Below are 23,704 nucleotides of genomic sequence, written 5' to 3' on the forward strand. Positions count from 1 at the left end.
CGCAGGCAAAAAAAGCCCCGTGACCGAATGGACCACGGGGCAAAAATTGGTTGGATGCGACCAACCAAAGGAGCTCTTTACATCATTTTGCGCTGGCGACCACCGTCTCCGGCTGCCAGCCGCCACCCAACGCCTTGTAGATCGCCACGATGCCGCGATACAGGTCCACTTCGGCCAGGGCCTGGGCGTCTTCGGCCGCCAGGCGTTCACGTTGGGCGTCGAGCAGCACGAGGAAGTCGGCGGTGCCTTCGCGGTAGCGAATCTGCGCCAGGTCGGCCGCGGCACGGCTCGATTCGCTCTGGCGGATCAGCGACACCAGGCGCTGCTGCCGCTTGCCGTAGTCGCTGAAGGCGTTCTCTGACTCTTCCAACGCCAGCAGCACTTGCTGCTCGTAGGTGGCCAGGGCGCCATCGGCTTCGGCATCCGCACCGCGCAAGCGGGCGCGTACGCTGCCCAGGTCAAAGGCGGCCCAGGTGATGCTCGGGCCCAGGGCCCAGGCATTGGCGGCGGATGAGCCGATCTGCGAGCCACGGCCAGCGGTAAACCCGAGGAAACCACTGAGGCTGACCCGTGGAAACAGGTCGGCCTTGGCCACGCCGATTCGCGCGGTGGCGGCCGCCAGTTTGCGTTCGGCACTGAGAATGTCCGGGCGCCGTTGCAGCAACTGCCCCGGGTCACCAATCGGCAAGGCCTTGGCAATCGCCGGCAGGTTGGCCGGGCTCAGGTCCACGCTGAGTTTGTCCGGGCGCTGGCCGAGGAGGGTGGCGATGCGATTGCGCTCGCGCACCTGCTCGGCCTGCAATTGCGGCACGCTGGCTTCGACCGCTGCCAGGCGCGCATCGGCACGCACCACGTCCAGTTGGTCGCCGACGCCGGCGTCTCGCAGGCTTTCGGTGATGGTGCGCGAATCCTGCTGGTTCTTCAGGTTGGCCAGGGCGATTTTTTCCCGCAGTTGCGCCCCGCGCAGTTGGCCGTAGGCGTCCACCAGTTCGGCAATCATGCTGACCTGCAGTTGATAGAGGTCGGCTTCGGCAGCCTGCTGGTCAGCGTCACTGGCTTCGAGGTTGCGCTGGATGCGGCCAAACAGGTCCAGTTCCCAAGCCATGTCCAGGCCCAGGTCATAGCGTTCGCTATTGACCCGGCGGGTGGTCTGGCCTGGGATCTGGCCCTTGGCCAAATCGCTGCTGGCACGGCTGGTGATGGTCGGCATCGCGTCATTGCTGGCGTCATCGCGAATCGCCCGGGCAGCTCGCAGGCGGGCAAACGCTACCCGCAGGTCTCGGTTGCCGCTCAACGATTGGGTCACCAACTGGTTGAGGATCGGGTCCTCGAACTGCTGCCACCAGATGCCTTCGAACTTGGCGTGGTCGTACTGCTTGGCATCGGTGGCGGCCGTGATATTGGCCGCCTCCAGCTGCTGGGCTTTATAGTCCGGGCCGACGGCACAGGCGGCGAGCGCCAGTACCAGCAGGCTCGGCAGGAACACTTTCACACTCATTGCTGTGTCTCCAGCTGCAAGGCCTTGGCCGCTTTGCGTGCTTCGCTGCGCTCCACATAACGGCGGATCAACACGTAGAACACCGGCGTCAGCAACAGGCCGAAGAAGGTCACCCCGATCATCCCGGAGAACACCGCCACGCCCATGGCATGACGCATCTCGGCACCGGCACCGCTGGAGAACACCAGGGGGCACCACGCCCATGATGAAGGCGAACGAGGTCATCAGGATCGGCCGCAGACGCAGGCGGCAGGCTTCCAGCACCGCAGCCAGCGGGTCGAGGCCTTCTTCCTGTTTATCCTTGGCGAACTCGACGATCAGAATCGCGTTCTTACAGGCCAATCCCACCAGTACGATCAAGCCGATCTGGGTAAAGATGTTGTTGTCGCCACCGGACAGAATCACCCCGGTAATAGCCGACAGCAGGGTCATCGGTACGATCAGGATCACCGCCAGTGGCAGGCTCCAGCTTTCGTACTGGGCGGCCAGTACCAGAAACGCCAGCAGTACGCAGAGCGGGAACACGAACAGCGCGGTGTTGCCCGAGAGGATTTGCTGGTACGTCAGGTCGGGTCCACTCGTAGGTCATGCCGTTGGGCAGTTCCTCTTTGAGCAGTTTTTCGATCGCTGCCTCTGCCTGGCCCGAGCTGTAGCCGGGTGCAGCGTTGCCGTTGATCTCGGCGGTGATAAAGCCGTTGTAGTGCATCACGCGGTCCGGCCCCGAGGTGTCGCTGACCTTGATAAAGGTCGCCAGCGGGATCATCTCGCCCTTGTTGTTGCGCACTTTCAATTGGCCGATCTGATCCTGGTCCAGGCGGAACTGCTGTTCAGCCTGCACGTTGACCTGATAGGTCCGGCCAAAGCGGTTGAAGTCGTTGGCATACAACGAGCCCAGGTAGATCTGCAGGGTGTCGAAGATGTCGCTGATCGCCACGCCGTGGGTCTTGGCCTTTTCCCGGTCGATAGCAGCATCGACCTGGGGCACGTTGACCGTGTAGCTGGTGAACAGGCCAAACAGTTCCGGCACGTTGTGGCTCTTGGCGATGACGTTCTGTACTTCTTTGTACAGTTCCTCGTAGCCCAGGTTGCCACGGTCTTCGACCTGCAGGCGGAACCCGCCGATAGTGCCCAGGCCCTGTACCGGCGGCGGTGGGAAGATCGCCATGTAGGCTTCCTGGATATCGGCGTACTTGCCGTTCAGCGCCCCGGCAATCGCCCCGGCGGACATGCTTGGGTCTTTACGCTCGCCGAACGGTTTCAACGTCACGAACACGATGCCGCTGTTCGGGCTGTTGGTGAACCCATTGATCGACAGGCCCGGGAAGGCGATGGCGCTTTCCACGCCGGGCTGTTTCAAGGCGATGTCGGACATGCGCTTGATCACGTTTTCGGTGCGGTCCAGGCTGGCGGCGTCCGGCAACTGGGCGAAGGCCACCAGGTATTGCTTGTCCTGGGCCGGTACGAAACCGGTCGGTGTGTGGGCAAAGCCGAAGAAGGTCAGCACCATCAGGCCGCCATACACGAACAGCGCGATACCGGTGCCGCGAATCACTCGGCGCACGGTGCCTACATAGCCATGGCTGGCCTTTTCGAAGAAACGGTTGAACGGGCGGAACAGCCAACCACCGAAGAGCTTGTCGAGGAACCTGGAGAACCGGTCTTTCGGCGCGTCATGGCTGCGCAGCAAGACCGCTGCCAGGGCCGGCGACAGGGTCAGGGAGTTGAATGCCGAAATCACGGTGGAGATGGCGATGGTCAGGGCAAACTGCTTGTAGAACTGCCCGGTCAAGCCACTGATAAAGGCGGCCGGAATAAACACCGCACACAGCACCAGCGCCGTGGCAATGATCGGCCCGGTCACTTCGCTCATGGCTTTTTCGGTGGCCGGGAAGGGCTCCAGGCCCAGCTCGATGTTACGTTCGACGTTCTCCACCACCACGATGGCGTCGTCCACCACGATGCCGATGGCCAGCACCAGGCCGAACAGCGACAGCGCATTGAGGGAGAAGCCGAACAGGTGCATTACCGCAAAGGTGCCGATCAACGACACCGGCACCGCGACCAGGGGGATGATCGACGCACGCCAGGTCTGCAGGAACAGGATCACTACCAGCACTACCAGGATCAACGCCTCGAACAAGGTGTGCACCACCGCCTCGATCGAGCCGCGCACAAACACGGTCGGGTCGTAGGCGATGCGGTAGTCCATGCCTTCGGGGAAGCTCTTTTTCAGCTCGGCCATTTTGCTGCGCACATCATTGGAGATGTCGATGGCATTGGAGCCCGGGCGCTGGAAGATCGGAATCGCCACCGCCGGCTGATTGTCGATCAGCGAGCGCAGGGCATATTGGCTGGAGCCCAGCTCAACACGGGCGATGTCCTTGAGGCGCGTGATCTCACCGTTGTCGCCGGCGCGAATCACAATGTTTTCAAACTCTTCCTCGGTGACCAGGCGGCCTTGGGTATTGACCGACAATTGGAAGCTGGTGTCGTTGGGCGCAGGCTGCGCGCCCAGGGCGCCGGCGGCCACCTGGCGGTTCTGTTCGCGGATCGCGGTCACCACATCGGTGGCAGTCAGGTTGCGCGAGGCGGTCTTGTTCGGGTCCAGCCACACCCGCAGGGAGTAATCGCCCATGCCGAACAACTGCACATCACCCACGCCGCCCAGCCGCGCCAATTCATCCTTGATATTGAGGATCGCGTAGTTGGACAGGTAGAGCATGTCGTAGCGCTGGTCCGGGGAGGTCAAGTGCACGACCATGGTCAGGTCGGGGGAGGCCTTGTCCACGGTGATACCGATGCGCGTCACTTCCTCAGGCAGTTTGGGCTGAGTGCGCGTCACACGGTTTTGCACCTGCACCTGCGCGTTATCCAGGTCAGTGCCCAGGGCGAAGGTGATGGTCAGGGTGAGCTTGCCGTCGGCGGTCGACTGCGAGGACATGTAGAGCATGTTCTCGACGCCGGTGATCGCCTGTTCCAGCGGCGAGGCCACGGTTTCGCCGATGACCTTGGGGTTGGCGCCGGGGAAGTTGGCGCGCACCACCACGGTTGGCGGTACCACTTCCGGGTATTCGCTGATCGGCAGTTGGAACAGCGAGATCGCGCCGGCGATCAGAATCAGCAGCGATAGCACCGCTGCGAAGATCGGCCGCGATATGAAGAACTTGGAAAAATTCATCTGGTGTGTAGTCCCTTAACCGCGTGGAATCGCGACACTGGCGAGCTTGGGCGCGGCTTTATCCGGCGCCACTTGCTCCAGGTTGCTGGCTTCAAGCGCTTGTCGTTGTTGGGCCAGGGCGGCGAGGGTTGCCTGGCTGGCCATCGGGATGGTTTCTGGGGCAACCGGCGAACCCGGACGTACCCGCTGCAGGCCCTTGACGATGATGGTGTCGTCCTTGCTCAGGCCGCTGCGCACGATGCGCAAGCCTTCGATCTTCGGCCCCAGTTCCACGGCGCGGTAGGCGGACTTGTTGTCGGCGTCCATCACCAGCACAAACTTCTTGCCCAGGTCGGTGCCCACGGCTTCGTCGGTGATCAGCACGGCAGAGTAGGTGCCGCTGCCGACCAACTTGAGGCGCGCATACAGGCCGGGGGTGAAACGCCCGTCACTGTTATCGAACACCGCGCGGCCGCGGATGGTACCGGTGGCCGGGTTGACCTGGTTGTCGACAAAGTTCATCTGGCCCAGGTGCGGGTTGCCGTCTTCATTGGACAGGCCCAGGTACACCGGGGTGGTGGCGCCGCGACGGCCCTGGCGCGCCAGTTCGGTGTACTTGAGGTACACGCGCTCATCGGCGTCGAAGTAGGCGTAGACCTTGTCGGTGGAGACCACGCTGGTCAGCTCGGTGACATCGGCGGTCACCAGGTTGCCGGCGGTGATTGCGGCGCGGCTGACACGGCCACTGATGGGCGAGGTGACGCGGGTGAAACTGAGGTTCAGGCGGGCCAGGTCAAGTTGCGCCTGGATCCCGGCCACCGCGGCGCGGGCTTCCTGGGCGGCGGTGGTGCGCGAGTCGGCCAGTTCGGCGGAAATCGCATTGCTCTGGCGCAAGCGCTCGCCACGCTGGGCCTCGTTGTCACTGCGCGATGCGGCGGCTTTGGTTTGTTGAAGCTGGGCTTCCAGACGGCGGACTTCAGCCTGGAACGGACGCGGGTCGATCTGGAACAGCAGGTCGCCTTTTTTCACCAGTGCGCCTTCAGTAAAGGCGACCTGGTCGATCTGACCCGACACGCGTGGGCGGATCTGTACGGTTTCCGGGGCTTCCAGGCGGCCGGTGAACTCGTCCCATTCATTGACCGGTTGTTCCAGGACCTTGGCAACGCTGACTTTGCTGGCGGGCATGGCGGCCGCTTGCTCGGGGGCCTTGCCGCATGCGCTCATCACCAGCACGGCCAAAAGGGCCAGGGGATAGCGCAAATGTTTGAGTGACTGTTCCATGAGGTGCATCCGCCAAATGTATTTGAGATGGGCGGATCATGCTCGGCAGCGTGCTCGCTCACGAATCGAATGAAACAAAGGTAACTATCATTCGGAATGATATAAGGGCCGGCCAAGCCCTCTAGGATGGGGGTTTCGTTAGGGGGCTATCAATCCCATTGATGACAAGACACCGTTGTGCGAACTGCAACCAACCAAGAAATCCTGCCCTAAAGAGATCACCCTGTGGGCGGGCTTGTCCGCGATAGCGGAGGGGCAAGTAGGGATGTGTCGACTGACCTACCGCTATCGCAGGCAAGCCAGCTCCCACATTTGAGGTGTGGTGTGGCCACAATTTTCTGTTCGCTGAGTTCCCCCTGTGGGAGCGGGCTTGCCCGCGATGGCGGTAGGTCAAGTAAGGATGTGTCGACTGACCCACCGCCATCGCAGGCAAGCCAGCTCCCACATTTGACTTGTGGTGTGGCCACAATTTTCTGTTCGCTGAGTTCCCCCTGTGGGAGCGGGCTTGCCAGCGATGGCGGTAGGTCAAGTAAGGATGTGTCGACTGACCCACCGCCATCGCAGGCAAGCCAGCTCCCACATTTGACTTGTGATGTGGCCACAATCTTCTGTTCGCTGAGTTCCCCCTGTGGGAGCGGGCTTGCCCGCGATGGCGGTAGGTCAAGTAGGGATGTGTCGACTGATCCACCGCCATCGCAGGCAAGCCGGCTCCCACATTTGAGGTGTGGCGTGGCCAGAATTTCTGCCCTCAATGAGATTCCTTTGTTGTGGTTCCCACAAGGAGACAAGCAATAGCCCAAGCGTGTACCGTTGCGGCCTTTGTGCCGCAGGCGCTGCGGTTGGGGACATTCACAGAGAGGCATCCATGCAGATCAGGGTTGAACGGGCCGCGACGGTGTGTGGTTTGGTCGCGATCATTTTATGGAGCACCGCCGCCGGGTTGATCCGCAGTGTCAGTGAGCTGTTCGGGCCACTGGGCGGTGCGGCGTTGATCTACACCTTGGGCGCCATCCTGCTGCTGGCCTGGTTGGGGCGGCCGCGCCTGCGTGCCACGTCCTGGCCTTATCTGATCATGGGCAGTGGCTTGTTCGTGGCCTACGAGGTCTGCCTGTCCCTGGCTCTGGGGTTTGCCAGCAACCGCAACCAGGCGATTGAGCTGGGGGTGGTGAACTACCTCTGGCCGTGCCTGACAGTGCTGCTGGCAATCGTCATGAATGGCCAAAGGGCGCGCTGGATCATCGTGCCAGGCTCGGCGCTGGCGCTGTTTGGCATTCTGTGGGTGGTCAGTGGCGATGGCCTGGCGCTCGCAACCATCGTCGCCAATGTGCAATCCAACCCCCTGAGTTACAGCCTGGCCCTGGGCTGCGCGATTACTTTCGCCTTGTATTGCAACGTCACGCGGCGCTATGCCGGCGGGCAAAACCTGGTGGTGCTGTTTTTCATCCTCACCGCCGCCGTACTGTGGGTGAAATACGCCTTCAGTGCCGAGGTGCTGCCGGCCTTCAGCCTGGGCAACAGCCTGGAGTTGCTGGCCACCGGTGTGGCCATGGCGGGCGGCTATGCACTGTGGAATATCGGCATCCTACGCGGCAACCTGACGTTGCTGGCGACCGCGTCCTATGGCGCGCCGGTACTGTCCTCGGCCTTCGCCGCGCTGTGGCTGGGCGCCCACCTCACCCCGCAGTTCTGGCAGGGGGCGGTGCTGGTGACCGCCGGTTCACTGGTGTGCTGGCACGCGACACGTGCGCAATCCTAGCGGCTGCGCCAGACCAGGGCCGGGATCACGCGGATATAGATCAGCTCACACACCAGCTCGATCAAGGTCTGGGTGATAACGGCAGCGGCGGCCAGGGCGCGGATATCTGCCGGCAGTGCCAGCGCCAGCGGCAGGACCACCAGTGAGTTGCGGGTTGCACTGCTGAATGTCACCGAACGCGCGGTGCTTGCCGGCAGACGAAAGCCCCAGGCCGTGAGCGCCCCGACCATTGGCGCCAGTAGCATAAAGCCTAAGTAGACCGGCACCACCGGCAGCAACTGTTCGAGCTCCTGCGCGACAAACGCGATCTGCGAAACTATCACCACGATCAGCACCGCCGCCATGGCCGGCACCGGCATCCACGCCCAGGCGTCGTTCCAGCGTTCGACCAGGCGCGAGCGCCGGGCCCCGGCGCTGGTCAGTACCGCCAGCAGCAATGGCACCACGATCAGCAGCAAAAACGCCTCGACAAATGGGCCGATGGGGATTGCCACCGCCGCCTCTACGCCCGGCAGCAACGCCAGGTACAGCGGCAGCAGCGCCAACTGCAGCAACAGCAAGACGGGGGTGGCGGCCAGCGTCAGCCGCGCATCGCCTTTGCCGATATGGGTAAACACCACTACGTAGTCGATGCACGGCGTGAGCAGCACCAGCAACGCGCCGATCAGCAGCGCCGGACGCTCGCTCAAGCCACGGGTCAGGCCCCAGACCAGCAGGGGGATCAAGACAAAGTTGGCAATCAGCAGTGCCGCCATAAAGCGTTTATTGGCGAGCCCCTGGCGCAACTGCAGAAACGGGATCTGCAGGAACATGGCGTACATCAGCACGGCAATCGTCGGGGTTACCAGGGCGCCAAGAGCCGGTGCGGCCTGTGGGGCGAGCAGACCGCCGAGCACCGCGCCGATCACGGCGACGAGGTAGACGGGGATCTGGTTGTGCTCAAGTTGTTCTCGGGTCACGGGGTGTCCTTGTCACGGGGGGCTGTTTGCGCCGTGCAGGGTAATCGAAAACACAGCCCGGCGCGCGGCCGCCATGTCCGCCCGCCGGATCGCCCCCGTGTAAGCCCAGCGCGCGCTGCAATGTCTGGCGCACAGGCAGGCCATCCAGTCTTTGGTCCGGTCTATTTTTGACTGAGTGCCGCTACCGAAAGCCCGGACGCGACGAAGGTCAGTCCGGCGCCCACATTCAGGCCATTGACCACTTTTGGCTTGCGCTGCAGCCATGTCGACAGGCGCGTCGCAAAGATCCCCATGAGCGCAAAGCCCAGGGCGGTCAATGCGGCGAACCAGGCGCCATAGACCATCATTTGCACGGTGACCGAACCCAATGACGGGTTGACGAACTGCGGAATGAACGCGAGCACAAACAGCCCAGGCTTAGGGTTCAGCGCCGCCGAAAGGAAGCCGGTGAGGAAGATGTTTTTGAGCGGTTGCCGCGCCGCCGGTTTGAAGTTGATCAGGCTGCGCGAACGCAAGACCTTGATGCCCAGCCACAACAGGTAGCTGGCGCCGATGACTTTGACCACCCAGAAGGCCACGGCGGATGTCTGCATCAGCAGGGTCAAGCCCAGCGATGCGGTGGCCACGTGAAACAGAATCCCGGTACCCGACGCGATCCCCGAAATGGCGGCAGCCATACGCCCCTGGCTCAGGCCCCTGGCGATGGCCAGCAGATTGTCCGGCCCGGGGGAGAGCACCAGCAACAGGCAGGCGGCGGTATAGGTCAGCCAGATTTCCAGGGGGAACATAACGAGAGTCCTTTCGTCGAGGGGGGAGGGAGGCCATCGTGCTCCTGCGAGGCCTCCAAGATCAAGTCTGCTCCCACAGGTTTTTTGGAATTAGCGCCTTCTCAGGGCATGGCGTAGTCGCCACGAATACGGTTCAATCCTCTCGACGCCGCGACATCACTGCGGCCCCAGATCTACGATTTTGTTTCGCTGCAGTTCTGCGTCAATCTGCTGATCAAACCGGTTCACTTTCTCCAATTGCACAGGGCTGAACTTTTCGTCGGGCAGGTCTGGCCTGAAATGAATGCTGACGGGCCACACATTTTTCGGTGGGGTTACATAGTCAGCGAAGTGAGGTGCGCCGATTGACACGCTGACGTTTTCAATACCCAGTGAATCGGCCAGTTTATGAAAGCTTTCGGCCGTCGGGAATACGTGTTCATTGGCTACGCTGACGCGCACAGTTTGCCGATTCGGCATGCCTGGCTCGGGGGGCATGCGCAGCTCTTCAATCTGTGGTTGAGCATTGGCTGAGAGGGCCGTTGATGGCTGATATGGAGCGCTGTTGATCATGCTGGATTCCTAAGTGTTGTTGAGGGGATCAGGGGGTTGCCTGATCGCTCAACTCAGTGAGTGATTCAGCCATTTGGGTTCCGGTCAGAGAGTCATCAAGCAATACGGGGTGTTTAACGGGGAGGGGGCCTCAAGGGCGGCTTCCCCCAGACTCTTAGCCTGTACGAAATCATCTGATTGACGTCCCGGCCAGGCTTTCGGCGTGAGGGGCTGAAGGAGTGGATGGCGACGACACGAAAAGCCTCCGCGCAATAATTGGGTGCATTTGAACATTCACCGCATCTTGGTGGGGGGTGGTGATGTTCGGCCGTTTCCCCCAAAGCCGGTATTACCCACTGGAAGCTCAACCCAGTAAACTGCGGTCCGACGTCGCATCAGGGAGAAGACGGTATATGTACATTGGTGAACTGGCCAAGCTGACGGGATGCACGCCCAAAGCCATTCGTTTGTATGAACAACTGGGCCTGCTGACGCCGCAGCGCCGTGGCAGTTATCGGTTGTACACCGCCCATCACCTGAGGTTGGTGCAGATGATTCGCCGCGCCCAGGCGGTGGGGTTCAAACTGGCTGAACTGAGTGAGCTGCTGGCTGCCAAGCAACACCAGGCACCGTTCCCCCTGGCACTGGCCAATCAGGGCATCGAGGTCAAGCGCTTGGAGTTGCAGGCGCAGATCCTGGCCTTGCAGGATCGGCAGCAGCAACTGACGCAGTTGCAACAACAGATCAACCAGCAATTCGCCCCCAGCCTCAGCGTGCCAACAGATGCGCAAATGCCTGGGTGAGGGCGTCATGCGGCGAGCGCGGCTGGTAGCCCAGTTCGTTGACCGCCTTGTCGATGCAGTAAACCTGACGCACCCCATAGAACATTTGCACCTGGCTGAGCAGCAAGTCAGCTGGCCGGCCGGTGTAGCGTGCCTGCTGCTCTTTCAGCCAGGCGATCAGCAATAGCAGGGGTTTGGGGGCGCGGCGCGGCAATGGGTAGCCTGGGCTAAGGGCGTTGAGGGCTTCGATCACCTGCGCCAGTGATGAGGCCTGCCGGTTGGCCAGTAGATAGCGCTGGCCGGGCCTGCCGTTTTCCGCCGCGCGGATCAGCCCATCGGCCACGTCGCGCACATCGACAAAGTTGAAATGAAAATTCGGGTCCAGTACCAACTTGCGCGCCAGTACGGCTGCCAGAAACCCCATGGTGTCGGTAAGCCGCGTGGTATGCGGGCCGATGATTGCCGAGGGCAACACGCTGACCAGGGGCAGGTCATAGGCCCGGGCGGTTTCCCAGGCCGCGCGTTCAGAGAGGATTTTTGAACGGTAGTAGGGGTTTTGCTGATCAGCGTTCCAGCTGGTTTCATCCAAAAACTGACCGTTGTGCCCGACGGCTGCCACGGAACTGACATACACCACCCGCCGAACCCCGGCCTCGGCGGCGGCACGCAGGACATTGCGTGAGCCTTGCACATTGACCTCGACGATCTCGGTCTGTGGATCCTTCGCCCAGTGCTTGAACACCGCCGCCACGTGGTACAGCACACCCACCCCTTGCAGGGCCTGGCGCAAGGATTGCGGATCTTGCAGCTCGGCGCACACTACCTGGCAGTCGAGCCCTGCCAGGGCGGTGCTTCGCTCCGGGTCACGGACCCCGGCGCGCACCTGTTGCCCGCGGGCGAGCAGCGTCCGCACCAGGGTGTTGCCCAGATGCCCATTCGCACCGGTGACCAACGATAGCGTACTCATGGGTTGCCTTATCCGCTGACGGCGGAAACTGAAATAGATAAGGCAGGGTAGGGCTTGTCCCAAGGGACAGAGTCAAGCGCTGCCGTCAGCAAAAACCGCAATTTTGAGTGAACGGGTTCGCCCCTGGATTTCTTGTAGAATCCAACGCCGACTTATATTCATGGAGAGAACAGTGCGCATCTACATTACTGGCGCTTCGTGCGCAGGCGTCACGACGTTGGGGCAAGCCCTGGCTGCGTCGCTGGGCTTGATCCATGTGGATGTGGATGACTTTTACTGGCTGCCCACCCACCCACCGTTCACCACCAAGCGGCCAGCCAATGAGCGCGTGTGTTTGATCAAGCAAGCGCTCGGTGACCAAGGCTGGGTGCTGACCGGCTCTTCTGATGGCTGGGGCGAAGCGCTTATGGTGCATGTGGACCTGATCGTGTTCGTGATAACGCCAACACCTGTGCGCCTTCAGCGGTTGGATCTGCGTGAAAAGCGCCTCTTTGGCGAGCGCATTGCCCCTGGGGGCGATATGCACGAGATACATGTCGCCTTTCGCGAATGGGCCTCCCAGTATGACGATCCGCGCTGTTCCGGGCGCAACCGAGCGCGGCATGAAGCGTGGATTTCCAGGCAGACGGTGCCGGTCTTGCGCATTGACGGGGAACACACGGCTGAGCAAATGGTTGCGCACGCCTTTCAGGCGACGTTGCTATACCGATAAATCCCGTTCAGCACAGGAGTCGGCGGCGACGTCAGGCGTCACAAAGGACACCTAACCGCCATCACCAAGGCGAAAACCTGCAAGTAGGCTTAAATCAGTGGTAACGAACGCGTCGATGGGTTTTAAACGACAGCTATCAATACCTTGTTTTAGGCCATAACCGCAGAGGGCTTAGGGATGTCGATAAAACTTCGTCTGTTTTTGCTGATCGGCACCAGTGTGCTTACCGTGCTGGTCATCAGCCTGGTGAACTACCTGGGGAATGCGCGGATGGAGGCGGCGATGATTGACAGTGAGGTCAGCATGACCGCCCTGAGCAATCATCTGGAGGCCGACATGATGCACGACGCGCTGCGCGCCGATGTGCTGTCGGCAATGCTGGTGGGGCTGGGCAAAAGTGTCAGCAGTCGGGATGAAGTACTTGAAGCCGTCACCGACCATACCGCGCACTTTCGCGAGGCGCTGGGCAATAACGTTGCGCTGCCGCTCAACCCGACCCTCGAAGCCGCGCTGAGTGACATCAAGCCCAGCCTCGACAATTACATCGCCCTGGGGGAGCGGATTGTCGGCGTGGCGCTGAACGATCCGGTTGCGGCCCAACAAGAACTGGGCACCTTCAGCGACGCCTTCACCCAGTTGGAAGGCCGGATGGCCAGCCTCAGTGAACTGATCGAAAACAACTCCAAGGCCACTGGCGAGCAGACCCGTCAAACCGTGCGCAGCGCCAATTTTACCCTCGCGGTGGTGCTGGTGCTGTGCCTGCTGTTGCTGGTTGCCCAGGGCTACTGGGTCACCCGCAGCATCATGCGGCCGCTGCAACTGGCGCGGCAGATTGCCGAGAGCATTGCCCATGGCAACCTTAGCGAAGCGATTCCCGAACCCGTCAGCCGCGATGAGGCAAGCATGCTGATCCGCAGCCTTGCCGTTATGCAGCATGACCTGCGCGGCATGATCGATGTGGTGCGCAGCAATGCCCAGGGCGTTACGCGCATGAGCCAACAACTGAGCAACGGATGCCATGAAGTGGCTGCCAGCAGTCAGCAGCAGAGTTCTGCAGCGGGGACCATGTCGGCCGCCACCAGCCAAATGACCGCCAGCATCGAAGAAATCACCCGGCATGCCGAGCACGCCCTGGAAATGGCCAACCAGGCGCAAACCCTGGCCAAAAACGGTGGGCAAGTTATTCACCAAGTCGTCAGCGACATGGACGCCATCGCTCGCTCGGCGCAACACTCGGCCCAGGTGATCCGCACCCTGGACAAGGAGTCCGAAGGCATCTACAGCATTATCCAGGTAATCAAGGGCATTGCCGACCAGACCAACCTGCTGGCCCTCAATGCCGCCATTGAAGCCGCCCGCGCCGGCGAGCAGGGGCGCGGCTTTGCCGTGGTGGCTGACGAAGTGCGCAGCCTGGCAGGGCGCACCAGCGCCTCCACCCAGGAAATCGCCAGCATGGTCACGCGCATCCAGCAAAGCACCCGCGAGGCTGTCACCAGCATGGAAGAGGGGGTGGCCCAGGTGGATAAAGGCATGGCCGTCACGGCCGATGTGGAGCGGGCGATCCGTGAGATTCTTGACGCGACGTTGAATACTACGCAGCTGGTTAACGACATTACCCGCACGATTGGTGAGCAGAGCCTGGCAAGTAATGAGATCGCGCATCAGGTCGAGATGATTGCCGGGATGTCGGAAGGCAATACACGGGTGATTGGCCAGACGGCCGGAACTACGGATGAGTTGTCGGCGCTGGCGGGGCAGTTGGCGCAGTCGGTGGGGCGGTTTCGGCTTTGATGGGCTGAGGCGCTCTGGGTCGGGGATTGGTGTCATGCGCCAGGAGAGGGCTGCAGAGCGGCTGTTTTCGAGGTGAAACGATCACTCGTTAGCCCATTTGCATGCAGGTCTCGCACAGAGCAAACTTGCGAGACCTTCCACTTTTCCGTAATACCAAATGTCTGACATGTTGCTAAGCCCTGTCTTACCCGGCGTTATGCTCAGGCGATGGCGCCTGTTACACCGGGTCAAACAATCCCATGCCGCGGAGCTGTTTAACGTCACTCAATCGACTATCTCTCGTTGGGAGAGTGGCGTGCTCGAGTTGGATCCTCTCGCGCACAAAAAACTTGAGCAATTGCTGGCCGCTCGTCTCACCACCGCGGCTGATCAAGCGCTGGGACGAATGGTGCGGGAAAGCTCGCGTCCTGTTCATCTCATTTGTGATTTGACGCACCGTCTGCTTGCTTGTTCTCCTTCGCGCGCCGCCCAGTTCACGAGTCCGATCAGTGAACTGTTGGGTCGCTCGCTATGGCGCTTCGCTACGCCCAATATCATCAGCAACGAGCTCGCTCTGGATAAATTGGGCTGGCGGGAAGCCTTTGCGCCACCCGCGCTGGAGTTTCTGACGGGTGACAATAATTCGTCCATCGTTCCGATCAGCCAAAGCCTGTGTCGTTGGACGCGTATGCCCCTGTGCGACGGAACAACAGCGCGCTTGGTCGAGTCGCTCTGACGGCATCGCCCTGCATATTTTATGCGTGGACGCTGAACATCTTGAGATTTAGTCTGGCGTGAACAAGGTGAGCGGTATTCGGTTCGCCGACTGAATCAGAGGTTTTCATGGACATCGAAAAAATCAAAGGGCGTCTTGAATTTCTACGCGAGGCGGAAAAGCTCAAGGACGTGCTTAGAAGCGCGCACACCTCTTGCGGGCGCACCGAAAGCACGGCGGAGCATAGCTGGCGCCTTTGCCTGATGGCCATTGTCTTTGGGGACTACCTGACTGATCTTGATCGGCTGAAAATGCTCAAGATGTGTGTTATCCACGACTTGGGGGAGGCCATTAACGGAGATGTTCCCGCCGTCAATCAAGATTCGTTTCCCAACAAGAGCGAGCAAGAGAGAAACGATCTCCTGCTCTTGACCAGTGCCCTGGATGAACCGTTGAAGGCCGAGATACTGGCGCTTTGGGATGACTATGAAAATGCTTCGTCGCCAGAGGCCGTAGCCGTCAAGGCGCTGGATAAGTTGGAAACGATGCTGCAGCACAACCAAGGCAAGAACCCAACGGGCTTCGATTACGAATTCAATCTTGCCTATGGCAAAAAATACACAGATGCCGCGCCGCTGTTTGAGGTGCTGCGCACTATCATCGACCAGGACACCAAAGAACACATACTGGCGAATTCTAAAAATCACTAAATGGGTGCCGATTCGGGATGTGACTGAGGAGTCCCCTGAGTAGATCTCAAGTACCGATAAAGTGTCTGGCGACTGATTTCAAAGTCGCGCGCTAGTTTAGATTTACTATCTCCAGCGCCGGCGCGGTCAATTAAGCTTATTACCAGATTGTTGGACGGTTTTTTCTTGCGGCCTCTGTAAACCCCATGCATCTTTGCGCCAGCAATTCCTAAATCCCGAAAGCCGACAGGTGACGGTCATCACCATTGGGCGCACACCGCTAACAACGCCAAATATCAAGCATCCCACCAGGTTCAGTGATGCGTTGCAGGTGGCCATGTCACAAAGTGGTTGAAGCGGTGTAGAGAACAACAAAGCCTCGATCTTCGAAGTGGCCTCCGACGGGGCCGAGGCGAGGTATTTGATGAAAGGATTGGTAGAAATGTTTGCATTCGATTTTTTGGGGGGCTACGACGCCTATCGCTACTTACAACCTGAAGGCTATGATCTGTTGCTCAAAAGTAGGGCCAAGGGTCGAGGCGACAATATCTCGATGACCATCGGCATACTCTACAAGGCCATGAGGGCCCAACGCTGGAACACTTAGGAGTCTGAAGGACTCTCGATGTGCAAAGCGAGCATCTATAAGGACAAAACGTGGATGTACTAATGGGGTTGCTGGCTGCCTTACTCTGGGGCGGTACGGATTTTTTAGTGGGCCTAAACGCTCGCGCAGTCGGCGTCAAACGCGCCGTGTTTTTCGGTCAGACGATGGGTTTTGCGATCATGAGCATGCTGCTGATCGTGTTCCCGACCTTCATTCTTAAATCCATGGCAGCACCATTCGATATTTGGCTCATCGGCATCGCCGCTGCCGTTTTGACTGTGTTCGGCGCCTTGGCCCTGTCCAAAGCGTTCGCACTTGGCAAAGCTTCTATCGTTGCGCCGCTGGTGACGTCCTACGGTGTGGTTACGACATTGCTGTCATGGGCTGGCGGTGAGCAGATCAGTCTAATCCAGTTGCTGTGCATCGCCTTGTGCGTGCTCGGAGTAATTCTCTCCAGCATTCACTCTGACTCGAAAGTGCCACACACCACGCAGGCCAGTAGTTCAATTTCCTTTGCGTTACTGGCGGCTGTGTTCTTCGGCACCAGTTTTTGGTTGCAGGGGCATTTCGTTCTCCCCGTCCTCGGACCAGTGACCATGCTTTGGCTGGCCTATCTGGTCGGGCTGATTGTAATGTTCGTTATGGTTTTGAAGATCAAGGAAGGGTTGAAATTTCCGCCTTTAAAAAACTGCATGGCGCTAACGGGCGTGAGCCTGATGAACCTAGGTGGTTTTTCGGCGTTCGCTTATGGAGCGGTGTCGGGATCAGTTTCGGTGGTGACAGTAATCAGCACATTGTCGGGCGGTATCGCGGCAATTTTGGGTTATGTGTTTTTCAAGGAGCGACTGGGAAAGGTGCAGGTGCTGGGCGTTGTTCTGGTACTGGGCGGTGCATTTGTGCTGCACCTGAAAACCTGATATTTGCGCTCAAAAAAAGTAAGCGTATATCCAACACACGTTCACATGACCGACGGTGTGTGTTTCAGCCCGTCGACGGCATCCTGTATTTGCCGTACCCGATCTGTAACGGATGGCCAAGAGATAAGCGCAGTGCGTCTTCGCCGCACCGAATACGGCAACCACTCTGGCCGATGCTGGCGACTAGCCGATTCGACCCGATGAGGTATCTGTGGTTGCTTCGACGCTTTTGTATGAGCATCATCAGGGTTCGACAAGGAGACGTCCCCTATGCCCAAACCCGTGCTTCATCTGATCTCAGGCAAGATTGCATCTGGCAAATCAACGCTGGCCAAAAGTTTGGCAGCCGAACAGTCGGCGATTCTGCTGAGTGAGGATCATTGGCTGTCACGGCTTTACCCTAATCAGATCAAGTCAGTAACCGATTACGTGCGCCTGTCGCGCCAGATTAGAGAGGTGGTGGGCCCGCTCGTCGTCGATGTGCTGAATACTGGCGTGACGGTGGTCTTGGATTTTCCCGCCAACACCCCTGAAGATCGACAATGGTTGCGCGGCCTCGCTGACTCAGCCGGGGTTGCCCATTGTGTCCACTACCTTGAGGTGGACGATGAGACCTGTCGAGGCAGGTTGCATATCCGCAACCGCCGCGCCGACCATGAGTTTGCGGCGACAGATGCTGAGTTCGATCTGATCACTAGCTACTTTCGGGCCCCGGACGAGGATGAAGGACTCCAGATTAAAATCCACCGTCTTTGACGGGTAGCGGCGCCTAGGGACGGCATCCTCCGGGGATGGCTCACATCCTCCTCACACCGCCGCTGCCGCCACCGCCCTCGACCGCCAGGCAAACCCCAGCACCATCAACAACCCCAGGCCCGCCATTGCGGCTCCAGCCAGGGAAATCGCCGGATAACCCAACCCGGCGTTGATCACCGCGCCGCCCAGTGCCGCACCAATCGCGTTGCCGAAGTTGAAGGCGCCGATGTTCACCGCCGAGGCCAGGTTGGGGGCGTCCTTGGCGGCTTCCATCACGCGCATCTGCAGCGGCGGTACCAGGGCGAAGCTGGCGATGCCCCATATCAGGATGGCCACGGCAGCTGGCAACGGCCAGCGCATCAGTACGGTGAACGCCAGCAAGACGGCAATCAGCACGCTCAACGATACGATCAGGGTACGATCTATCGAGCGGTCGGCAGCCTTGCCACCCCACATGTTGCCCAGTGTCAGCCCCACGCCGAACAGCACCAGCATCGCGGTGATGTAGGCGGTGGACGCGTGGGTCTCGCTGCTGAGGATCGGCGCGATGTAGGTGAAGACGGTAAACATGGCACCCGAGCCGACGACGGTGAGGGCCAACGCACCCAGCACCGGGCCACGGCCCAGTACGCGAATTTCGGCCATTACTCCCACGCTTGGCGGCGCCTTCAGGTTGGGCAGGGCGAACCACAACGCGGCCATGGCCACCACGCCGAGGCCGGTAATGCCCCAGAACGCGGTGCGCCAACCGAACAGTTCGCCAAACCAGGCAGCCAGCGGCACACCGCCGATGGTCGCCAGGGTGAGGCCCATAAACATTGCCGCCACCGCGCCGGCGCGTTTCTCTGGGGCGACCACGCTGGCGGCGACGATGGAGCCCACGCCAAAAAACGCGCCGTGGTTCAGTGAGGTCACCACCCTGGCGACCATGAGGCTGTAGTAATCGGTCGCCAGGGCTGACATCAGATTGCCCAGGGTGAAAATCGCCATAAGCCCTATCAGCAGGTAGCGCCGGGGAATCCTGCCGGTGGTCAGGGTCATCAGTGGCGCGCCGAGCAGTACGCCCAGGGCGTAAGCGCTCACCAGCAGGCCCGCAGCAGGAATCGAAACGCCGAGGTCCGCCGCAATGTTCGGCAACATGCCCATGGGGGCGAACTCGGTAACGCCGATGCCAAAGGCACCCATGGCGAGTGCAACGAGGGGTGGATTGATACGCATGAAAGGCTCCTTATCTATGCCGCCAATGCTACGATCCAGACTTCTGAGGCGGTAGATAGCATTTTTGGCAATCACCTTTGCGCAAGAGGCACAAATGGACTTCAACGGCAGATCCGGTGAAATGCTTGTGTTCGCCAGCGTGGCGCAGGAGGGCAGCCTCTCGGCGGCCGCCCGTGCATTGGGGCTGACACCCTCGGCGGTCAGCCGGATCATTGCGCGTACCGAACTACGGCTTGGCACCCGGCTGCTGTTGCGCACCACTCGCGCGATCATCTTCACCGCCGAGGGCGAGGCGTTCCTGCGCGGTGCCCGACGTATCCTGGCGGACATGAACGAGATGGAAGAGGCCATCGCCGACCAGGGCGTGCCGAGGGGCCGATTACGGGTCAGCGCTGCCCTTGGCCATGGGCGGCAGACCATCGTTCCCTTGGTGGCGGCATTCAGCGCGCAGTACCCGAACATCGTCGTCGACCTCAACCTTGGCGACGAAGTGGTCGACATTCTTGGCGGCCAAGCCGACGTAGCAATACGCTTTGGCCATCTGCCCGACAGCCCGCTGACCGCACGCAGGCTCGGCGACACCGGTGAGGTCGTGGTGGCATCGCCCGAGTATCTAGAGCGCCACGGCACCCCCCAGGAACCGGAAGACCTGCTCCGCCACAACTGCCTGGGTTTCAACTTCCGGCGTGCCGAGCCCAACTGGCCGTTCATCCGCGACGGGAAAGAATTTTCCCTGAAGGTCAGCGGCAACATCGAATGCAGCAGCGGTGAAGCGCTGGCACAACTTGCGCGAGTCGGTGCCGGCATTGCGCGTATCGGCGAGTTCACCGTAAACGAGGATCTGCAGCGCGGCGACCTGATACCACTGCTGCAAGCCTGGAACCCCGGCGACCGGGAACCGATTCATGCGGTGTTCGTAGGCGGATCGGCAATGCCTGCGCGGGTGCGGTTGTTTGTGGACTTTTTGCTGGAACATCATCGGATCTAGGCGGTGGTGGCAGATCAGCTTTCCGGGGGAGGGGGCGCGGAGGGGGCAAGTAGTGAAAAACGCGGTAGTGTGGTCTGCCTGATGGGAGCAATGGGATGGGTGTCTGGCCTGCAGGTTGTGAATGGGCTTGATTGGTTGAAGGCTATTTGTGGGGGGCGGCTTGCGACCGAGGCTGTGTAAAAACGTTTTTGAGCGCGCCAGGTGCTCAAAACCGGACTGGAAATCGCGTTTCTACGCGAAATCCACATCTGCAGACGTGCCAATAAATTTCAGATTTAACGTAGGCGCGCGCACTTCAATTTTGGCGAAGCGTTTTTACACACTCTGGGCCGATTGCAGCCGTTCGTGACAGGCAACAATCGGCCAAGCGCTCATGATGTCTTCCGTTAAACATCAAAAATCCAGTGTGCTCGCTATGAGGCCAGCGCTTCCATTGATATCGGCTGACACCACGCCATCGCGAGCGGGCTCGCTCCCACAGGGGGCATTGCTGTTTGGGGGATTGCGCTCCGTCAGGGACTGCGCCGACATGGGAGCAGGCATTTTCCTGCGTTTCACCCATCGCTGGCGTCGATAGTCGCCATCGCGCCAATAAAGATCTAATACAAAATCCCCGGCGTAGCATCTTGTCGATGCTCGTCTGCGGTAGCCTAGGGTGGGGTTCAGCGTGTCAGGTCTGATCAACTGCAGAGTGAGCGGACACGGCTGAACGCCCCGTAACCTCATATTAGTGCTGAGCCGCGTTTACATTCGAGGCTTTCACCTAAGCCGCGGATCATTTCCATCAAGGCCTTCACCCGCATTGGCAAATTTCCGGCCGGGTACACCGCGTGCATCTGTGGGCTCTCACCGTTGCTGGAGGTGAGCTTGTACTCAGGACAAACCCGAAACAGGCGTCCCGCATCCACTTCGGGCTCCGCCATCCAATCTGCCAAGCGGGCGATCCCGACGCCCGCCAGGGCTGCCTGGAATACCGCCAGGCCGGAGCTGAAACGAAATTTTGGATGCACCCGAAAGCTGATGGCCTGCTCTTCACTGCGAAAATTCCACTCCTTGAGAATCCGTGGCGCCGTATGCAGGATCAGCGAATGCGACTCCAGTGCCTCGATGGAGTCGGGCATGCCGTTGCGCTCCAGGTAGTCGGGGCTGGCATACAGATAACGTGAGTAACTCCAGAGCGCAAAGCCGATCAAGTCGCTGGATTGTGGGAAGGCACCGCGAATCGAGAAGTCCAGCTTGCTCTTGGCCGGGTCGATGATCTCATCGGTGAAAATCACATCGATGTTAACGTCCGGATAACGCTCGCAGTACTGTGCGATCAACCGGGGCAATACCCCGTGTCCGAGAACCTCGGGGGCGGAAAAACGGATCCAGCCAGAGGCCAGGCCGCTGAGACCGGCCAGGTCTTCATCCACCTCACGTTGCAGATCGAGCATTTTGTGCGCGTGGGGCAATAAGCATTCACCCGCTTCGGTCAAGGTCACGGCATTGGACGAGCGATGGAACAACTTGAGCCCCACACTTTCCTCCAGGGCTTGAACGGCACGGGTCAGTGCGCTGGGGGAGCGCCCCAGAGTCCGTGCCGCGGCGACGAAGCTGCGCTTGCGAGCCACGGTCGCGAAGGCTTCAAGTTCCCCCAACATATTCAACGCCACTCTCCACCTCATTGCATTTTTCACAACGCGGCATTGCAACACAAAAAAGCTCCTTCCGTTAACCTTCCCGTTCAACCCACAAGGATGGGGCAAACAGGAGCGCAAGGACGTGTCGAAGCTGGAAGAAGTAATCGGGAAAGCCGCAGCGGGTGTTGATGAAGTAATTCATGAATGGCAGGAACAAAATTCAGTGACGTCGACCCGACGGGAGATACCGCAAATTCATCTGTCGCTCGAAGAACAACGCACACTTCAGGCCGGTCTGGCATCGCTGGACGTGACCGATAGCGCCTCGGGTATCCGCCACATGCCGGTCCTGGGGCTGTTGCTGGAAAGTGTCCTGTGCACCGAGAAAATCCAGCAGCTGCGCAATTTTCCACAGGCGCCTGAAGTGGCGATGATCATCAGGGGGCTGCCGCTGGACCCGCAACTGCCCGCCACGCCCTATGACCTGGAGCCGGGTATCGAGAACGTGCCGACGCTGGCCGGGGCTATTTTGTCCGTGCTGCAAACTCTGCAAACCCATCCGCTGGCGTACGACGGTGAGAGCAACGACACAGTGTTCCGTCACGTATCGCCCAAGCATAAGCGAGAGACCGAAAAGAGTTCCTATGGCTCGCGCGCGGATCTGGACATGCATGTCGACAACCCTCACTTGCCTTTGACCTGCGAACCCGTCTCGCAGTTGTCGGCCTGTCCGGAGTACCTGTCCCTGACCGGCCTGCGCTGCGAGCTCGACGTGCCGACGCGCATCGTCGCAATTGACGAGGTGCTGGCCATTCTCCCGGCCTGCGTCGAAGAAGAATTGTCACGACCGAACTTCACCGTTCGCCGACCGGCCTCCTTCGGCAAACAGGGGAATGTGCTGGAAAACGTCCCCTTGCTGTACAGAAGCGCAAACGATGGCCTGTATTGCCGCTACAACAAAGCGAGTGTCGAAACGACCTGCGCCAATGCGCAGTTTGCCCTCCAGCTGTTCGCCGCCGCTGCCAATCATCCCGATGTCGTGCACCACATACTGCTGCAACCAGGGGACATGCTGATCTTCAAAAACCAGCAAACCCTGCATGCCCGGGATGGTTTTACACCCCGTTACGACGGCCGTGATCGCTGGATGTTACGTGTCTTCGGGGTCAATGATCCGGCACGCGTGGTGCCGCTGGACCCTCATCAACCCTACATAGTCAGAGCCTGATTTCATGGTCGATATTGTCATCCTTTGCGTGTTCGCCTTCGCCGCCGGCCTGATCGATGCGGCGGTGGGCGGCGGCGGACTGATCCAGATTCCCGCGCTGTTCAACGTGCTACCCAGCGCTCAACCGGCGGCGCTGCTGGGTACCAACAAGGTTGCGGCCGCCTGCGGCACGGCATTCGCGGCTCGGTCCTTCGTGCGTAAGGTGGTGATTGACTGGGGTCTTGTGATCCCCGCGGCCTGCGCGGCTTTTGTCATGGCCTTCTTCGGAGCCGCCACGGTGTCGTTCGTACCCCAGTCGATGATCCGGCCGGCGGTGCTGGTGTTGATTGTACTGATGGCGATCTACACCTTCTGGAAAAAAGATTTCGGCGCCCTGCACAAACCCATGCGTATCGGTACCAAGGAAAAACTGCTGGCGATCGTCATCGGCGGTGCCATCGGTTTCTACGATGGTCTGTTCGGCCCCGGTACTGGCAGCTTCCTGATCTTCCTGTTTATCCGCTGCTTCGCCTTCGACTTTCTTCATGCCTCGGCATCGGCCAAGCTAGTGAACATCGCGACCAACGTAGCGGCACTGATGTTCTTCATTCCGACGGGTAACGTGCTCTACCTGATCGCAATCCCCATGGCGGCATTCAATATTCTGGGCGCGCTCACTGGCACCTGGCTGGCGGTTCATAAAGGCGTGCCCTTTGTCCGGGCTCTATTCCTGGTGTTGCTGGTGATTCTGATCAGCAAACTGTCCTACGACCTGCTCCTGTAA

At 60.1% G+C, this 23,704-nt stretch carries 21 protein-coding genes and 2 pseudogenes; 13 read left to right on the forward strand and 10 right to left on the reverse strand.

Translation table 11 applies throughout. The features are described from left to right. Positions 1–82 precede the first annotated feature (82 nt). From PSH80_RS12325 to mexE, 3 genes and pseudogenes are all read right to left on the reverse strand, one after another. Entirely contained in the window at positions 83–1,498 is a 1,416-nt protein-coding gene (locus tag PSH80_RS12325) for an efflux transporter outer membrane subunit (RefSeq protein WP_057959735.1), read from the reverse strand. Beyond that, positions 1,495–4,676 (reverse strand): annotated as a pseudogene (locus tag PSH80_RS12330) (efflux RND transporter permease subunit). The gene PSH80_RS12325 and the pseudogene PSH80_RS12330 overlap by 4 nt, the downstream one beginning before the upstream one ends. 15 nt (positions 4,677–4,691) lie before the next feature. Next, complete coding sequence (gene mexE / locus PSH80_RS12335) at positions 4,692–5,936, reverse strand: multidrug efflux RND transporter periplasmic adaptor subunit MexE (protein WP_057959775.1); 1,245 nt, start codon at positions 5,934–5,936, stop codon at positions 4,692–4,694. Between the two features lie 865 nt (positions 5,937–6,801). Here mexE and yddG point away from each other — a divergent pair. Continuing rightward, positions 6,802–7,692, forward strand: coding sequence for an aromatic amino acid DMT transporter YddG (gene yddG / locus PSH80_RS12340; protein ID WP_057438397.1), 891 nt, complete (start codon positions 6,802–6,804; stop codon positions 7,690–7,692). Here yddG and PSH80_RS12345 read toward each other — a convergent pair. From PSH80_RS12345 to PSH80_RS12355, 3 genes are all read right to left on the reverse strand, one after another. Beyond that, positions 7,689–8,651: an arsenic resistance protein gene (locus tag PSH80_RS12345; protein ID WP_305420366.1), complete on the reverse strand. Its 963-nt coding sequence runs from the start codon at positions 8,649–8,651 to the stop codon at positions 7,689–7,691. The genes yddG and PSH80_RS12345 overlap by 4 nt on opposite strands. 161 nt (positions 8,652–8,812) lie before the next feature. Then, positions 8,813–9,439, reverse strand: a complete 627-nt coding sequence (locus PSH80_RS12350) for a LysE family translocator (protein WP_057438400.1) — start codon at positions 9,437–9,439, stop codon at positions 8,813–8,815. A gap of 156 nt (positions 9,440–9,595) precedes the next feature. Continuing rightward, the gene (locus PSH80_RS12355) at positions 9,596–9,991 is read right to left on the reverse strand and encodes a hypothetical protein (RefSeq protein WP_305420368.1); all 396 of its coding nucleotides are present in this window, start codon (positions 9,989–9,991) and stop codon (positions 9,596–9,598) included. 392 nt (positions 9,992–10,383) lie between these two features. On the opposite strand from PSH80_RS12355, the gene PSH80_RS12360 reads away from it, so the two are divergent. Beyond that, on the forward strand, positions 10,384–10,773 hold the full coding sequence (locus PSH80_RS12360; protein ID WP_057959732.1) for a MerR family transcriptional regulator: 390 nt from the start codon (positions 10,384–10,386) through the stop codon (positions 10,771–10,773). On the opposite strand, the gene PSH80_RS12365 is transcribed toward PSH80_RS12360, so the two are convergent. Beyond that, positions 10,739–11,719, reverse strand: a complete 981-nt coding sequence (locus PSH80_RS12365; RefSeq protein WP_200661409.1) for an NAD-dependent epimerase/dehydratase family protein — start codon at positions 11,717–11,719, stop codon at positions 10,739–10,741. The two genes, PSH80_RS12360 and PSH80_RS12365, sit on opposite strands and share 35 nt — an antisense overlap. A 172-nt stretch (positions 11,720–11,891) precedes the next feature. Here PSH80_RS12365 and PSH80_RS12370 point away from each other — a divergent pair, with 172 nt between their 5' ends. The 5 genes and pseudogenes from PSH80_RS12370 to PSH80_RS12385 all read left to right on the forward strand — a co-directional run bounded on the left by PSH80_RS12370 (position 11,892) and on the right by PSH80_RS12385 (position 15,626). Continuing rightward, a complete protein-coding gene (locus PSH80_RS12370; protein ID WP_200656348.1) occupies positions 11,892–12,431 on the forward strand; it encodes an adenylate kinase in 540 nt (179 codons plus the stop codon). 804 nt (positions 12,432–13,235) lie between these two features. After that, a pseudogene (locus PSH80_RS27355) lies at positions 13,236–13,316 on the forward strand (hypothetical protein); the annotation flags it as partial. A gap of 201 nt (positions 13,317–13,517) precedes the next feature. Beyond that, on the forward strand, positions 13,518–14,222 hold the full coding sequence (locus PSH80_RS27360) for a methyl-accepting chemotaxis protein (protein ID WP_370693737.1): 705 nt from the start codon (positions 13,518–13,520) through the stop codon (positions 14,220–14,222). Positions 14,223–14,379: 157 nt separating this feature from the next. Next, on the forward strand, positions 14,380–14,937 hold the full coding sequence (locus PSH80_RS12380) for a helix-turn-helix transcriptional regulator (RefSeq protein ID WP_200661407.1): 558 nt from the start codon (positions 14,380–14,382) through the stop codon (positions 14,935–14,937). A gap of 107 nt (positions 14,938–15,044) precedes the next feature. Continuing rightward, positions 15,045–15,626: an HD family hydrolase gene (locus tag PSH80_RS12385; RefSeq protein ID WP_198799236.1), complete on the forward strand. Its 582-nt coding sequence runs from the start codon at positions 15,045–15,047 to the stop codon at positions 15,624–15,626. On the opposite strand, the gene PSH80_RS12390 is transcribed toward PSH80_RS12385, so the two are convergent. After that, positions 15,623–15,817 (reverse strand): helix-turn-helix domain-containing protein, encoded by a 195-nt coding sequence (locus PSH80_RS12390; RefSeq protein WP_233096723.1) that lies wholly within the window; start codon positions 15,815–15,817, stop codon positions 15,623–15,625. The two genes, PSH80_RS12385 and PSH80_RS12390, sit on opposite strands and share 4 nt — an antisense overlap. 230 nt (positions 15,818–16,047) lie before the next feature. On the opposite strand from PSH80_RS12390, the gene PSH80_RS12395 reads away from it, so the two are divergent. The 3 genes from PSH80_RS12395 to PSH80_RS12405 all read left to right on the forward strand — a co-directional run bounded on the left by PSH80_RS12395 (position 16,048) and on the right by PSH80_RS12405 (position 17,885). Then, positions 16,048–16,212 (forward strand): hypothetical protein, encoded by a 165-nt coding sequence (locus tag PSH80_RS12395; protein ID WP_198799237.1) that lies wholly within the window; start codon positions 16,048–16,050, stop codon positions 16,210–16,212. Positions 16,213–16,274: 62 nt separating this feature from the next. Beyond that, positions 16,275–17,129: an EamA family transporter gene (locus PSH80_RS12400; RefSeq protein WP_128593695.1), complete on the forward strand. Its 855-nt coding sequence runs from the start codon at positions 16,275–16,277 to the stop codon at positions 17,127–17,129. Positions 17,130–17,399: 270 nt separating this feature from the next. Beyond that, entirely contained in the window at positions 17,400–17,885 is a 486-nt protein-coding gene (locus PSH80_RS12405; RefSeq protein WP_057959725.1) for an ATP-binding protein, read from the forward strand. A gap of 51 nt (positions 17,886–17,936) precedes the next feature. On the opposite strand, the gene PSH80_RS12410 is transcribed toward PSH80_RS12405, so the two are convergent. After that, positions 17,937–19,103 (reverse strand): MFS transporter, encoded by a 1,167-nt coding sequence (locus PSH80_RS12410; RefSeq protein WP_200661112.1) that lies wholly within the window; start codon positions 19,101–19,103, stop codon positions 17,937–17,939. Positions 19,104–19,197: 94 nt separating this feature from the next. Between PSH80_RS12410 and PSH80_RS12415 the strand changes: the two genes are divergently transcribed. Then, positions 19,198–20,091, forward strand: a complete 894-nt coding sequence (locus PSH80_RS12415; RefSeq protein WP_057438414.1) for a LysR substrate-binding domain-containing protein — start codon at positions 19,198–19,200, stop codon at positions 20,089–20,091. A gap of 722 nt (positions 20,092–20,813) precedes the next feature. Here PSH80_RS12415 and PSH80_RS12420 read toward each other — a convergent pair. Beyond that, a complete protein-coding gene (locus PSH80_RS12420) occupies positions 20,814–21,746 on the reverse strand; it encodes a LysR family transcriptional regulator (protein ID WP_057959721.1) in 933 nt (310 codons plus the stop codon). 109 nt (positions 21,747–21,855) lie between these two features. On the opposite strand from PSH80_RS12420, the gene PSH80_RS12425 reads away from it, so the two are divergent. Both PSH80_RS12425 and PSH80_RS12430 read left to right on the forward strand, forming a co-directional pair. Next, positions 21,856–22,941, forward strand: a complete 1,086-nt coding sequence (locus tag PSH80_RS12425; RefSeq protein ID WP_057959720.1) for a TauD/TfdA family dioxygenase — start codon at positions 21,856–21,858, stop codon at positions 22,939–22,941. Between the two features lie 4 nt (positions 22,942–22,945). Further along, on the forward strand, positions 22,946–23,704 hold the full coding sequence (locus PSH80_RS12430) for a TSUP family transporter (protein WP_032859412.1): 759 nt from the start codon (positions 22,946–22,948) through the stop codon (positions 23,702–23,704).

Source organism: Pseudomonas sp. FP818, assembly GCF_030687335.1.
Classification (GTDB): domain Bacteria; phylum Pseudomonadota; class Gammaproteobacteria; order Pseudomonadales; family Pseudomonadaceae; genus Aquipseudomonas; species Aquipseudomonas shahriarae.

What these genes read in the sequence shown, in the direction of transcription:
- mexE (WP_057959775.1), bottom strand. Translation starts at nt 5,936, where the DNA reads ATGGAACAGTCACTCAAACATTTGCGCTATCCCCTGGCCCTTTTGGCC.
- PSH80_RS12395 (WP_198799237.1), top strand. Translation starts at nt 16,048, where the DNA reads ATGTTTGCATTCGATTTTTTGGGGGGCTACGACGCCTATCGCTACTTA.
- PSH80_RS12380 (WP_200661407.1), top strand. Translation starts at nt 14,380, where the DNA reads ATGTCTGACATGTTGCTAAGCCCTGTCTTACCCGGCGTTATGCTCAGG.
- PSH80_RS12355 (WP_305420368.1), bottom strand. Translation starts at nt 9,991, where the DNA reads ATGATCAACAGCGCTCCATATCAGCCATCAACGGCCCTCTCAGCCAAT.
- PSH80_RS12400 (WP_128593695.1), top strand. Translation starts at nt 16,275, where the DNA reads ATGGGGTTGCTGGCTGCCTTACTCTGGGGCGGTACGGATTTTTTAGTG.
- PSH80_RS12410 (WP_200661112.1), bottom strand. Translation starts at nt 19,103, where the DNA reads ATGCGTATCAATCCACCCCTCGTTGCACTCGCCATGGGTGCCTTTGGC.
- PSH80_RS12385 (WP_198799236.1), top strand. Translation starts at nt 15,045, where the DNA reads ATGGACATCGAAAAAATCAAAGGGCGTCTTGAATTTCTACGCGAGGCG.
- PSH80_RS12350 (WP_057438400.1), bottom strand. Translation starts at nt 9,439, where the DNA reads ATGTTCCCCCTGGAAATCTGGCTGACCTATACCGCCGCCTGCCTGTTG.
- PSH80_RS27360 (WP_370693737.1), top strand. Translation starts at nt 13,518, where the DNA reads ATGACCGCCAGCATCGAAGAAATCACCCGGCATGCCGAGCACGCCCTG.
- PSH80_RS12325 (WP_057959735.1), bottom strand. Translation starts at nt 1,498, where the DNA reads ATGAGTGTGAAAGTGTTCCTGCCGAGCCTGCTGGTACTGGCGCTCGCC.
- yddG (WP_057438397.1), top strand. Translation starts at nt 6,802, where the DNA reads ATGCAGATCAGGGTTGAACGGGCCGCGACGGTGTGTGGTTTGGTCGCG.
- PSH80_RS12430 (WP_032859412.1), top strand. Translation starts at nt 22,946, where the DNA reads ATGGTCGATATTGTCATCCTTTGCGTGTTCGCCTTCGCCGCCGGCCTG.
- PSH80_RS12365 (WP_200661409.1), bottom strand. Translation starts at nt 11,719, where the DNA reads ATGAGTACGCTATCGTTGGTCACCGGTGCGAATGGGCATCTGGGCAAC.
- PSH80_RS12405 (WP_057959725.1), top strand. Translation starts at nt 17,400, where the DNA reads ATGCCCAAACCCGTGCTTCATCTGATCTCAGGCAAGATTGCATCTGGC.
- PSH80_RS12415 (WP_057438414.1), top strand. Translation starts at nt 19,198, where the DNA reads ATGGACTTCAACGGCAGATCCGGTGAAATGCTTGTGTTCGCCAGCGTG.
- PSH80_RS12360 (WP_057959732.1), top strand. Translation starts at nt 10,384, where the DNA reads ATGTACATTGGTGAACTGGCCAAGCTGACGGGATGCACGCCCAAAGCC.
- PSH80_RS12390 (WP_233096723.1), bottom strand. Translation starts at nt 15,817, where the DNA reads ATGCATGGGGTTTACAGAGGCCGCAAGAAAAAACCGTCCAACAATCTG.